A 12,205-nucleotide genomic window follows, 5' to 3' on the forward strand; every position below is an offset into this window, starting at 1 on the left:
CGTTCTGCGGATCACCGGCCAACAACCGCCAGCTCACCAGGTTGCCACCGCCCGACCGCACACTCACCACACCGCGATCCAACCGCTCCACCTGCTTACGCCCCGTCGGATCCGACGGGCCAGGGCCAAGCGTCGTGGTGGTCGTCGATGACGTGGTGGTGGTCGTCGTGGGATCAACGCTGCCCGTGCACACAGTGCCGTTGAACGTGAACGACGACGGCGTGCCGACGTCGGTGCCAGTGGTCGTGCCGTTGAAGCCGAACGACACCGAGCCGCCGGTCGGGATCGACCGGTTCCAGTCCACATTCGACGCCGTCACGCTCGCACCCGCCGCGCTGAACGCGGCGTTCCAGCCCTGGTCGAACCGTTCCGAACCCGGGAACGACCACGCCAACGCCCACCCGTCCACCGGATCGCCCAGATTCCTGACCGTCACGTTCGCGGAGAACCCGCCCGACCACTTGTTCTGCACCACGTAGTCGACCCCACAACCCGGAGCCGCCGAGGCCACCCCGGCGACCACCAAGCCGCCGGTCAGTGCGCTGATCGCCGTAGCGGCGGCGATCGCCCGCACCCTGAACGAGTTCGTGAGCACCGTTGCTCCTTCGTCGCAGACGCTGGGAACGCTCCCAGCGTGGCCGACGACGGCGTCGCCGGTTATGAAACGATTCAAACCGCCCGCGCGCTTCGACGGAAAGCGCTATCCACCCATGGTCGCATTGCCGGTCAGACCACTCGCGCGGCCTGGGTCGATGTCCGGTTTTCGTTGGCGCCTATGATGTTCCGGCGCCAACGACGCTGAGGAGACCGTACGAACGCCGCCGTCACGGTGTCAACAGCCTCGGCGAAAAAGTTTCGAGTGCGGTCAGGGCATCGCCCGAATGGCCCAGCGTCGGCGGCCGCATCGGCTTGAGGGCGTCACGAACGGCCTGTGTCGCTCAAGGTCCCGTAGCCTCCAGGACACTTTGGACAGAGGTCCGCCGCCCGACATGGCACGATCAATGTGCGCAGGGGTACGTCTGCGGCGCCTTCCGTCGAACATTCGACAGAAAGCACCGTTTGCCACGTCTGAACTCCGCCGAATGGGCGTTTGCATGGGAACGTGCACAGTGATTCTCGGCGCAGTTGTCCAGCAATATCACCGAAGTTGGCGTGTTTACATATGTGATACGGCAAGCTACTGTGCACGTTCACAGCCTCCGGTCGCTGTCCGCCTGCCGCACCTCCCCTCGTCCTGCCCGACAAGGAGTGCATCCGCAGATGCCATCGAACGCCTGGACCCCCGACACCCGGTCGACGCCGAGCTCGGCCGGTCGAGGAGCCGAAGCTCGGGTCGACTCGCGAGGTGGACCGCGGTCGTCTTCGCCGTCGTCCTCGCCGCGGCAACGGTATCCGTCTCGATTGGACCCGTGTCGGCTGCGGACAACCCGTACCAGCGAGGGCCGGATCCGACGAGGTCCAGCGTCGCGGCCTCGCAGGGCACCTTCGCCACCGCGCAGGTCAATGTTCCCGCAGTCAGCAGCTGCTGGCCGGTCAGAACGGCACCACGGTCACGGCGTCCTATGTGGATGGTCTCTACCGCTCGATCCCCACGGCGACGGAGAAGGGATAGACAACACGGCCGTGGCGATGTGGACCAGCCACGGCGAGTCCAACCAGGTCTGGACCTGCAGAGTCTGACCGCACCGGGCTGCGGTCCTTCTTGATCAATCAGCGCGACCCGCGGTACCGGCGTGGTCGTCGCCTGGCGGAACGCCACGCGCGACCGGCTGCCACATCCGTGGTCACATTGGGTGCAAAGGAGCATCGATGAGGCTGTCTTCGAGGATCTCTTTGGCCACGGCGGTGACGACCGCCCTGGCCGGCATCGTTGTCGTGCTGCCGGTCACCGCCACTGCCGCGACGAGCCGGTACGAGGCGGAGTCCGCGCCGGCCGTGTGCGACGGCGCCGTCGCCTCGAACCACTCCGGCTACTCCGGCGACGGTTTCTGCGACACGTCCAACGCCGTGGGCAGCGCGGTCGGGTTCACGGTGAACGCGGCGACCGCGGGCACGGCGACGCTGGCCTTCCGGTACGCCAACGGCAGCGGCGCGAACCGGCCCGGTGACGTGAGCGTCAACGGGTCGGTGGCACAGAACGGGTTGGCGTTCGAGGCCACCAGCGCGTGGAGCACTTGGGCGACCAGGACCCTGACCGTGCAGCTGAACGCGGGGGCGAACACCGTGCGGCTGGCCGCGACGACCGCCGGCGGCCTGGGGAACATCGATTACCTCGAGGTCACGACCGGCGACGGCAGTGGTGACGACACGGTCATGCGGGGCGCGGACGTGTCGACGCTGCAACGGGCGGTCGACCTCGGCGCGAAGTACTACTACGCCAACGGCACCCAGGGCGATCCGCTGGACATCCTCAAGAGCGCCGGCGTCAACTACGTCCGGCTGAGGATCTGGAACAACCCGCGCAGCGGCTACAACAACAAGGACGAGGTCCTGCAGTACGCGCGGACGGTGAAGGCCAAGGGCCTGAAGCTGATGGTCGACTTCCACTACTCCGACACGTGGGCCGACCCGGGCAAGCAGTTCAAGCCGGCCGCCTGGTCGAGCCACGGCATCGGCCAGTTGCAGACCGATGTCTACAACTACACCTACGACGTGTGCAACAGCCTCAAGGCGCAGGGCACCACGCCGGACAGCGTGCAGATCGGCAACGAGATCAACACCGGCATGCTCTGGCCCGAAGGCCTGGTGGACAACAGCAACTTCACCAACCTCGGTCTGCTGCTCAAGGCCGGTTACAACGCCACCAAGGCCTGCAACAGCGGCACCCAGGTCGTCATCCACACCGCGCGGGTGGAGAGCGGTGCCCGCTGGTTCTACGACGGCATCCGGTCCCAAGGCGTCCAGTGGGACGTCACCGCCCTGTCGTACTACTGCTACTGGCACGGCAGCATGTCCGGAATGGCCGGTGTCGTCTCCGACATGAAATCCCGGTACGGCAAGCCGGTCATCCTCGCCGAGACCGCCTACCCCTACACCACGGCGAACTACGACGGCACCGACAACATCATCACCGCCTCGCAGCCCTGCGCCGGCCACTCGGCCACACCCTCCGGGCAGCAGGCCAACTTCGCCGCCGTGCAGAACACCTCCCGCAACGCGGGCGCGACCGGCGTCTTCTACTGGGAGCCCACCTGGCACGCCGTGCCCGGCAACGGCTGGGACCCGGCCGACATCAACAACTCCGGCAACGGCTGGGAGAACCAGGCCGTCTTCGACCGGAACGGCCGGATCAACCCCAACATCCGCTGGCTCCCCTGACATCGCCGCGTTCCGCGTGACGACCTGAGCCCTCGCCATCCACAGTCCGCCGCCGTGGGAAGCAAAACTCCGACGAACGGAAATCTGCCATGCACAGATCAACGTTGATACGTGCACTGCTGGTCGTGACGTCATCAGTCCTCGTGGCAGGGGCTGTGACGTACCCGACCGCGGGAGCCGCACCTGACGTCCCGCAGGCCGAGAGACTGGATCGCGGCCTCATCAGCGTCCACACCGGGAAGGGCAACTTCATCAGCTGGAGGCTGCTGACCGGTGACGCGCGGGGAACGGCGTTCAACGTCTACCGCGACGGCACGAAGGTGACGTCCACTCCCATCACCCGGACGAACTTCCAGGACCACGGCGCACCGGCGAACACCATCTACACGGTTCGTCCGGTGGTGAACGGTGTAGAGCAGGCGAGTGCCGCTTCGGCGGACGGCTCGCTGCGGATGTCGGCCCACACCGGTGGTGAGGTGGGTGTCACCGCGAGCACGAGGGATGTGCCGTTGCAGATCCCTGCCGGTGGTTCGACGCCGTCGGGCAGTTTCACCTACGAGGCCAACGACGGCAGTGTCGGTGACCTGGACGGCGACGGGCAGTACGAGATCGTGCTGAAGTGGAACCCGACCAACGCCAAGGACAACGCCCAGGCCGGTTACACGGGCAACACGATCCTCGACGCCTACAAGCTGGACGGCAGGCGGCTGTGGCGGATCGACCTGGGCCGCAACATCCGCTCGGGCGCGCACTACACGCAGTTCCAGGTGTTCGACTACGACAGTGACGGCCGGGCCGAGGTGGTCATGAAGACCGCCGACGGCACGCGTTCCGGCACCGGTCAGGTGATCGGCAACGCCAACGCCGACTACCGCAACTCCAGTGGCTACGTGCTGTCCGGCCCCGAGTTCCTGACCGTGTTCCGCGGTTCCGACGGCGCGATCCTGGACACCGAGAACTACGTCCCGCCGCGCGGCAACGTCTCGGACTGGGGCGACAACTACGGCAACCGCGCGGACCGGTTCCTGGCCGCGACGGCCTATGTGGACGGTTCGCGGCCGAGCATCATCATGGCCCGGGGCTACTACACCCGAGCGGTGATCGCCGCGTGGGACTTCCGCGGCGGTCAGCTCACGCGCCGCTGGACCTACGACTCCGGCCGAGGTGGCGCGTACGGGCAGGGCAACCACAACCTGTCCGTCGCCGACGTGGACGCCGACGGCCGTGACGAGATCGTCTACGGCTCCGCGACGATCGACGACAACGGCGCGCTCATGTACAGCACCGGTTTGGGTCACGGCGACGCCCTGCACGTCAGCGACCTCGCGCCGAGCAGGCCCGGCCTGGAAGTGTTCACCGTCCACGAGTGGACCAGCTCGCCGGCGATGGACGTGCACGACGCGCGGACCGGCCAGTTCCTCTACCGGGCGCCGTCGTGCGGTTGTGACACCGGTCGCGGGGTCGCCGCGGACGTGTGGGCGGGCAGCCCCGGTGCGGAGATCTGGTCCTCGTCGGTCGGCGGTTTGCGCAGCGCGGCGAACGGCAACCAGGTCGCCGCCCGCAAGCCGGGCTCGCAGAACTTCGTGATCTGGTGGGACGGCGACGCCCAGCGCGAGCTGCTGGACGGCACCCAGATCTCCAAGTACGGCACCGGCGGCGACACCCGCCTGCTCACCGGCTCCGGGGTGGCGTCCAACAACGGCACCAAATCCACGCCGGTGCTCCAGGCCGACATCCTCGGCGACTGGCGCGAGGAGGTCATCTGGCGGACCACCGACAACCGGGCGCTGCGGATCTACTCCACCACCGACCCGACGAGCATCAGCCGCCCCTCGCTGATGCAGGACCGCCAGTACCGGTTGGCCGTGGCGTGGCAGAACACCGCCTACAACCAGCCACCCCACCCCAGCTTCGCCACCCCGTGACACCGCGCACGACGCTCCTGCCGCCTTCGCGGGCGGCAGGAGTGCTGTCGGGTGCGTCCGATCGACGGTCGGACGCACCCGACGGCGGAGCCAACCCTGTCCCGACCCCACGATCATCCCTGCACCCAAGGAGTCATCCATGACCATGCAACGGCGGACGTTCCTCAGCGTCAGCGCGGCCGGAGCGGCGGGCATCGGCCTGTCCCTGCTCGGCGTGGGGCAGGTGCTCGCCGCCCCCGTCGGGTCTCTCGCCACGGCGCCGACCACGCCGTTCGCGGTCGGCGTGCGCCGGTACAACTGGACCCGCGGCAGCCGTCCCTGCACCACCTACGTCTACTACCCCGCCACCGGCACCGCCGGCGGCAACCCGGTGACGGACGCCCCCGTCGCCAACGGTGTCTTCCCCGTCTACAACATGACCCACGGCTTCGGAAGCAGCCCGCAGAACTCCCTGTTCATCATCCGGGCCCTGGCCTCGGCGGGCTTCATCGTCCCGGCACCGCACTTCAACCACAACTTCACCGACGTCAACAACGGCAACACCTCCAAGGACGTCTCGCAGATCATCACCAACACCCTCGCCCTCAACACGAGCGGACCACTCGCCGGGCACATCAACACCAGCATCGGCGTCGGCGTCTCCGGCCACTCCCTGGGCGGCATGGTCACCCACGGCCTGCTCACCTCCTGGCCCGACAGTCGCATCATCTCCGCCAACCCCCAGTCCTGCGTCGACATGGGCAACCCGTCCAGCTCCGTCAACGCCAAGGTCCTGTTCGTCCACGGCGACCGCGACACGACCACGCAGTACTCCTCGGCCCGGCAGGCGTACAACGAGATGACCTGGCCCAAGGCGTTCCTCACCTTCGTCGGCGGCAGCCACACCAGCTTCTGGAGCGACCAGCGCTTCCCGAGGACCGTCGTCGACTGGGCCCGCTGGACCATGTACGGCGACACCGCCGCACGGGACCGCCTCCCGGCCGACGCGTCCGGGTCCAACACCAGGTGGGAAGCCCAGCTGGGCGACACGCCCACCGTGCCGGGCACCTACATCCTGGTGGCCCAGCACAGCGGCAAGGCCGCCGAGATCAGCGGGGCCTCCACCGCCGCCGGCGCAGGGCTCGTCCAGCGGACCGTCACCAGCAGCACCAACCAGCAGTTCGAGTTCGTCGCCGCCGCCGACGGCCACGTCCGCCTCAAGGCCCGGCACAGCGGCCTGTTCCTCCAGCCCACGGGCACCACGAACGGCGCGAACGTCGTCCAACAGGCCGACTCCACGGCCACCGGCCAGCAGTGGCGCGTGGTCGACCACGGCAGTGGCGTGGTCAGCCTCGTCAACCGGGAGTCCGGCCTGGCCCTGGACGTCTGGGAGTACTCGACCGCAGACGGCGCCCGCATCTTCCTGTACACCTACAACGCCAGCAGCCCCAACCAGCGCTTCACCCGCCGCAACGTCTGACCCGAGACCAGACGGGGCACCGCTCGCGCAACAGCGCGGGCGGTGCCCCGACATGGCGCGGACAACCTTTCGCAACCACCCTGGACGGGTTCAATGACACAGCCTTTCCACGATCCGGCCTCACCTCGACGTCCGCACAGACGCCGCACCGCGTTCGTCCTCGTCGGCGCACTGATCGCGAGCGGCGTCGCGGCACTGGTCGCGGGACCGTCGGCGAACGCGGCCGTGATCGACCCGGCGGCCTACTACCAGATCGTGTCGAGGCACAGCGGCAAAGCGGTCGAGATCGCCGACCAGTCGACCGCCGACGGCGCCGTCGTCCAGCAGCGGACCCGCGCCGACCAGGCCAACCAGCAGTTCCAGTTCGTGGACGCCGGCCACCACCCGACCAGCATGATCACGAACTGCGGTCGGAGTGCCGGGCAACGCCGTGGTGCCGGAGCCGGGTACTGCACGGCGCGGCCTCTACCGAAGGAACGGGAGCCGGGGGCGGCATGGTGCCGAACGGCGTGGGAGCTTCACGGCACACCGCTGGGGCACACCGCCCGCTACATCGCGGGCGGCCTTCGCGCTAGTCGTGCGGCGTGTGGTCGCCGCTCTGGCCGGTGAGGGGTGCGACGGCACTCATGGCCTCGTCCACCAGCTCGCCGAGAGGTCGCTGGTTGCCTTCCGAGACCCATTCCGATTGGGCCGACTCGAGGCCGGCCAGCGCCGCGCCGGCGAGCGAGACGGCGGCCACCCGGGCCGGCCTGGTTCCGCTTTCGGCCAGGCGGTGCTGGAGGACGTCGGCGAGCAGGGCGGCCCAGTGCGCGTGTTTGTGCAGATGGCTGGCGTGCAGGGCGGGGGTGTTCAACATCATGCGGGTCATGACCAGCGACTCCGGGCGGGCGCTGAGCCCTTCCACGAGGTCGTCGAACGCCCGGCGCAGCGCGAACCACGGGTGTTCCTCCGGTGGGCGTGCCGCCAACGCCGCGGCGATCTTCTGGCCCGTCTCCTCGAACCATTGGCCGAGCACGTCCTCCTTGCTGGAGAAGTACCGGTGGAAGCTGCGGCGGGACAAGCCGGTCGCGGCCGCGATCTGCTCGACCGTCGTCGCTTCGAAGCCCTGCTCCACGAACAGCTTCACGGCCGCCTCGCCCAACTGTGCACGCACCACGTTGCGCGTGCGTTCGCGCAGTCCCAGCTTCGGCTCGTCCACACGATCAGCCTACACCACCATCCGACACGGTGAGTTGTGTTGAGCACTAAGAGTCGTACTTGACACAGTGAGACAGGTTCGGCGTATTGTGAAGTCGTCGACGGCGGACGCCACCATCACCCGGCCGACGCCAACCCGTTTCCGACACCCCGCCGGAAGATCGAAGGGACCTGCCATGTCCAAGACTTTGTTCATCACCGGCGCCTCCCGCGGCTTCGGCCGCGCCTGGACCACCGCCGCGCTGGAGCGCGGCGACCGGGTCGCCGCCACCGCCCGCGACACCGGCACGCTGGCCGACCTGGTCGACCGCTTCGGCGACGCGATCCTGCCGATCCAATTGGACGTCGACGACCGCGCCGCCGGCATCGCCGCCGTCCAGGCCGCGCACCGGCACTTCGGCCGCCTGGACGTGGTGGTCAACAACGCCGGCTACGGCCACTTCGGCGCCATCGAGGAGGTGACGGAGGACGAGGCCCGCGCGCAGATGGAGACCAACTTCTTCGGCGCGCTCTGGATCACGCAGGCCGCGATCCCGCTGTTGCGCGAGCAGGGCGGCGGGCACATCGTGCAGGTCTCCAGCATCGGCGGCGTGACCGCGTTCCCCAACCTCGGCGTCTACAACGCCTCCAAGTGGGCCCTGGAAGGTTTCACCGACGCCCTGGCCCAGGAAGTCGCCGGGTTCGGCATCAAGACCACACTCATCGAACCCTCCGGCTTCGCCACCGACTGGGCCGGCCCCTCCGCCGCCCGCTCCGAGCCCAACCCCCTCTACCAGCCACTGCGCGACATGATGGCCAACTGGGGCGATGCCCCCACCCCCACCGCGCAGGACAGCGTCGAGGCCTTCTTCCAGGCCGTCGACGCGGCCGAGCCGCCCACCCGCCTGCTCCTCGCCTCCTCCGGCTACGACCTGGTCCTCGCCATCCACGAACAGCGCATGGCCACCTGGCAGGCCTGGGAGAAGGTCAGCCGCTCCGCCGACCCCAAGCAGGTCGCCTGATCTGACAGGGGAAGCGAGGTGGAGCAGGGCCGCACCCGGCCCTGCTCCACACCTGGGCCACTTCGCCCTGACCGGCCTGCTGTTGGACCTGCTGGAGGCGGGCCGCGACCCGCGTGTCGTGACCGTCGCGTCGATGGTGCACCGCCGGGGTCGCATCCACTTCGAAGACCTGACCGGCACGCGGCACTACTCCCCGATGCCGTTCTACCGCCAGTCCAAGTTCGCCACCGTCGCGTTCGGACTCGAACTCCACCGGTCCCCCGGCTTCCGACAGCCACAGCTGCACCCCGCACCGCTCCAGCACCGCCCGCAGTTCCCGCACCTGCGCGGCATCAAGAAACGCGCGCTCGTACTCGCCGACCACCAGCGCGTCGACCCGGTCCGTGTTGGCCGCGATGTACCGCAGCATGGCCACGGGACACCTCGTCGGCGGGCTCCTCGGACGGTGCAACCCTGTCCCACGAGACGCCGCGCGGCATGGGGCTGGGGGCAGGTCGACCGGCACCTGACGCACCTCATGCGGTCCGGCTCCCTGCCCATCGGGCTCACCCTCGCCGGCATCGCCGGCGTCAAGGGCGCCGACCTCGGCGAACCCACTTCTCGAGCGGCACAGCGTTGACAGTCGTGGCCAGATGGTCGACAATCGACAAGCGACAGATTGCTCCTTGCTCGCCGACTGGAGGAACCGTGGGATTCGAGGGCAAGCCGAAGTTCGTCTCGTTCGACATGAACGGGACGCTGATCCACTTCCGCATCAATGAGGTGATCCCGCGGGTCCTGGGCGACCGGCTTCCAGCCGAGATCACCGGCGACTTCCTGCGGACCGGAAACCAGTTCCGGATCGACGAGTGCATGGGCGAGTGGAAGCCGTTCCACCAGGTCGTCGCCCATTCGCTGGAACGGACCATGCGCTGGTTCGGCCTGGAGTACCGCGAGGGCGACGGTCAGGCGGTGTACGACGAGATCCCCACGTGGGGCCCTTTCCCCGGCGTCAGCGAGGCACTGCGACGCTTGGCTGAGGAGTACCCGCTGGTGATCGTGACGAACTCCGACGACGTGCACGCGTCGCGCCTCGTGGAGAATCTCCAGGCCCCGTTCGATGTCGTGATCAGTGCCGAGCAGATGGGCGTCTACAAGCCACGGCTCCGCGCATTCGAATACATGCTGGACAAGCTCGGCGTGGCACCCGACGAAATCGTGCACGTCTCGGCGAGCCCGAAGTACGATCTCCGCCCTGCCGCCGACATCGGCATCGAGCACAAGGTGTTCATGGACCGCGGCTTCGAGCCGGACCATCCGTGGCTCGGCTACGAGCGGATCACCGACATCGCCGACCTCCCCGTCCTTCTCGGTCTGCCGCGCCCTTGACGGGGAGGGTGACTACCGCATCACCAGCCACCCGTTGGAGGGCTCACGTTGTCCGGGGCTCAGGGATCACGGTTCGGAGTGACAGCCGGCCCGACCGGACTCCGTGCAGATATGGGTCACGGGAGACTGTTTCCGGATTGCCGAGATCCAGAACCAGTCTCCCGTGACCCGAGGAAGTCTCGGCAATCCTGGCCGAGCGACTGCCGACCCGAGTTCGCCCGCAAGGGCACCGTGCCGCGCGAGTTCTGCCAGGCCCACGTCCACCGCGGCCTGGTCGACTACAACCAGTCCCGCCCACCACGGCGACTACAGGGCCGACCTGTCACCGCCACCCGCGAGCGGAAGGTCCGCGACTGCCAGTTCAGGGAGCGCCGTGCGCAACAGCCGGCGATCTCCCTGCCTGTATAGTCGACAAACGACCAAGGAAGGCGGAGGGATGGACCGCAAGTTCAAGTGGCTGGAGCAGCGGGCGACGACGCCGGACGGCGTCTACCGCGTGCTGCGTGCCGCCATACTCGACGGGACCGTGCCTCCCGGTGGGCAGCTGCGCGAGGCGCACATCGCCGCGGATCTCGGAATCAGCCGATCCCCGCTGCGCGAGGCGCTGACCAAGCTGGAGGAGGAGGGGCTGGTTGTAAAGATCCCCTTCCGCGGGGCGTTCGTTGCGGAGGTAAGCGCTCACGACGTCGCCGAGATCGCGTCGGTCCGCCTACTTGTCGAGCCGTATGCCGCTGAACTCTCAGCCGAAGCGCTGCGCGGTCCCCAGCGGCCGAGGTTGATGCAAACCATCGAGGAGCTCCACCTGGCCTTGGAGAAGAACGACATCCCGGCCGGCATCGACGCGCACCTCGGCTTCCACAGACTCTTCTACGACCTCTCGGGGCACGGCGTTCTGCAGAGTCTTTGGAATGGCTGGGAGACCAAACTGCGGCTCTACCTCAGCCTCGATCATCGCACTTACAGCGACCCGCACGATCTGGCCGTCGAACACGAGAAGTTGGCCGCGGTTGCCCTGGAGGGCGACATCGACGAGTTCCGGCAGGAACTGGCCCGCCATTTCCAATCGGCGCTGCGAGCCCAGGCGGAAGACCAGGGGGACGTACGCCCCGGCGTGCATGAGGTCATGCCGCCTGGGTGAAGGTCCCCAACGCGCGCGTCCCCTTCCGGGTACCTCGCCGCACCGCACACGCAAGATCACACAGCGTCGCGAACCGGAACTCGGAACGACTCACCGACGGACAAGGATTTCCGTGAGCCGTTCCGGCGCACGCAGCGGCAGATAATGATCAGCCCCGGCCACGATCTCCAGGCGCGCGCCGGGGATGCCCTCGGCGAGTCGGCGGGCGATCACACCGATCTCCGGGTGGTCGTGATCGCCGACGACGATGGTGGTCGGCACCTTGACCCGCTCAAGGTGCTCGACGGCATCTTCCTCCGGGAACAGGACGTGACCCTTCTCGACGACCGCTCGCACCTTGGCGTTCTCGGTGACCATGGTCGCGATCGCCGGGTATCCCGGTGCCCGGTCGCCCAGCGAGGCCCACACCGCGAGCTCCACCTCGGCCAGGCGGTCGGCATCGTTTCCTCGGTTCGCCGCCGTGTAGGCGTCCAGCTCAGGAGACTGCGGCCAGTCGTGGCCGCCGGCCGACGCCGCGACGAGCGTCAGCGAGCGCACCCGTTCGGGATGCTCCAACGTGAAGTCGAGCGCGACCTCGCCGCCCATGCTCAGCCCGACCAGTGCGGCGCGCTCGATGCCGAAGTGGTCGAGCACCGCGAGGAGGTCGTCCTCGTAGCGGAACGGCGCGGTCGGCAGCGTCGATCGTCCCGGGCCCCGCGCGTCGTACCGGATCGCGGTGCGGTGGAGCGCGAGTTCGGGGAACACGCTGTCCCACAGGCGGCTGTCGTGGACGGAGCCGTGGAGCAGGACCATGGGTCCG

General features: G+C 68.3%; 11 protein-coding genes. 8 read left to right on the forward strand and 3 right to left on the reverse strand.

Annotated features, from left to right (window positions below):
• Positions 1 to 595, reverse strand: a 595-nt coding sequence (locus FM051_RS46505) for a cellulose binding domain-containing protein (protein WP_202919426.1), incomplete at its 3' end; no start/stop codon positions are given.
• Positions 596 to 1,809: 1,214 nt separating this feature from the next.
• Here FM051_RS46505 and FM051_RS46510 point away from each other — a divergent pair.
• The 4 genes from FM051_RS46510 to FM051_RS46525 all read left to right on the forward strand — a co-directional run bounded on the left by FM051_RS46510 (position 1,810) and on the right by FM051_RS46525 (position 7,311).
• Positions 1,810 to 3,318 (forward strand): glycosyl hydrolase 53 family protein, encoded by a 1,509-nt coding sequence (locus FM051_RS46510; protein WP_158853767.1) that lies wholly within the window; start codon positions 1,810 to 1,812, stop codon positions 3,316 to 3,318.
• Positions 3,319 to 3,473: 155 nt separating this feature from the next.
• Positions 3,474 to 5,243: a rhamnogalacturonan lyase gene (locus tag FM051_RS46515; protein WP_274383898.1), complete on the forward strand. Its 1,770-nt coding sequence runs from the start codon at positions 3,474 to 3,476 to the stop codon at positions 5,241 to 5,243.
• Between the two features lie 139 nt (positions 5,244 to 5,382).
• A complete protein-coding gene (locus tag FM051_RS46520) occupies positions 5,383 to 6,702 on the forward strand; it encodes an RICIN domain-containing protein (protein WP_158853773.1) in 1,320 nt (439 codons plus the stop codon).
• Between the two features lie 93 nt (positions 6,703 to 6,795).
• Complete coding sequence (locus tag FM051_RS46525) at positions 6,796 to 7,311, forward strand: RICIN domain-containing protein (RefSeq protein WP_158853776.1); 516 nt, start codon at positions 6,796 to 6,798, stop codon at positions 7,309 to 7,311.
• Here FM051_RS46525 and FM051_RS46530 read toward each other — a convergent pair.
• Positions 7,274 to 7,900, reverse strand: coding sequence for a TetR/AcrR family transcriptional regulator (locus FM051_RS46530; protein WP_158853778.1), 627 nt, complete (start codon positions 7,898 to 7,900; stop codon positions 7,274 to 7,276). The genes FM051_RS46525 and FM051_RS46530 overlap by 38 nt on opposite strands.
• A 175-nt stretch (positions 7,901 to 8,075) precedes the next feature.
• Here FM051_RS46530 and FM051_RS46535 point away from each other — a divergent pair, with 175 nt between their 5' ends.
• The 4 genes from FM051_RS46535 to FM051_RS46550 all read left to right on the forward strand — a co-directional run bounded on the left by FM051_RS46535 (position 8,076) and on the right by FM051_RS46550 (position 11,406).
• Positions 8,076 to 8,900, forward strand: a complete 825-nt coding sequence (locus tag FM051_RS46535) for an SDR family NAD(P)-dependent oxidoreductase (RefSeq protein WP_158853780.1) — start codon at positions 8,076 to 8,078, stop codon at positions 8,898 to 8,900.
• A gap of 82 nt (positions 8,901 to 8,982) precedes the next feature.
• The gene (locus FM051_RS52690) at positions 8,983 to 9,519 is read left to right on the forward strand and encodes a hypothetical protein (RefSeq protein ID WP_238413172.1); all 537 of its coding nucleotides are present in this window, start codon (positions 8,983 to 8,985) and stop codon (positions 9,517 to 9,519) included.
• Positions 9,520 to 9,524: 5 nt separating this feature from the next.
• Positions 9,525 to 10,268, forward strand: coding sequence for a haloacid dehalogenase type II (locus tag FM051_RS46545; RefSeq protein WP_238413173.1), 744 nt, complete (start codon positions 9,525 to 9,527; stop codon positions 10,266 to 10,268).
• Positions 10,269 to 10,704: 436 nt separating this feature from the next.
• Positions 10,705 to 11,406 (forward strand): GntR family transcriptional regulator, encoded by a 702-nt coding sequence (locus tag FM051_RS46550; protein ID WP_158853782.1) that lies wholly within the window; start codon positions 10,705 to 10,707, stop codon positions 11,404 to 11,406.
• A gap of 90 nt (positions 11,407 to 11,496) precedes the next feature.
• Here FM051_RS46550 and FM051_RS46555 read toward each other — a convergent pair whose 3' ends face one another.
• Positions 11,497 to 12,198 carry an alpha/beta fold hydrolase gene (locus FM051_RS46555; RefSeq protein WP_158853783.1) on the reverse strand — a complete coding sequence of 234 codons (702 nt, stop codon included), beginning with the start codon at positions 12,196 to 12,198 and terminating at the stop codon, positions 11,497 to 11,499.
• Positions 12,199 to 12,205: the final 7 nt, after the last annotated feature.

Source organism: Saccharothrix deserti, assembly GCF_009769385.1.
In the GTDB taxonomy this organism is placed as follows: domain Bacteria; phylum Actinomycetota; class Actinomycetes; order Mycobacteriales; family Pseudonocardiaceae; genus Actinosynnema; species Actinosynnema deserti.

What these genes read in the sequence shown, in the direction of transcription:
- FM051_RS46535 (WP_158853780.1), top strand. Translation starts at nt 8,076, where the DNA reads ATGTCCAAGACTTTGTTCATCACCGGCGCCTCCCGCGGCTTCGGCCGC.
- FM051_RS46550 (WP_158853782.1), top strand. Translation starts at nt 10,705, where the DNA reads ATGGACCGCAAGTTCAAGTGGCTGGAGCAGCGGGCGACGACGCCGGAC.
- FM051_RS46520 (WP_158853773.1), top strand. Translation starts at nt 5,383, where the DNA reads ATGACCATGCAACGGCGGACGTTCCTCAGCGTCAGCGCGGCCGGAGCG.
- FM051_RS46525 (WP_158853776.1), top strand. Translation starts at nt 6,796, where the DNA reads ATGACACAGCCTTTCCACGATCCGGCCTCACCTCGACGTCCGCACAGA.
- FM051_RS46555 (WP_158853783.1), bottom strand. Translation starts at nt 12,198, where the DNA reads ATGGTCCTGCTCCACGGCTCCGTCCACGACAGCCGCCTGTGGGACAGC.
- FM051_RS46510 (WP_158853767.1), top strand. Translation starts at nt 1,810, where the DNA reads ATGAGGCTGTCTTCGAGGATCTCTTTGGCCACGGCGGTGACGACCGCC.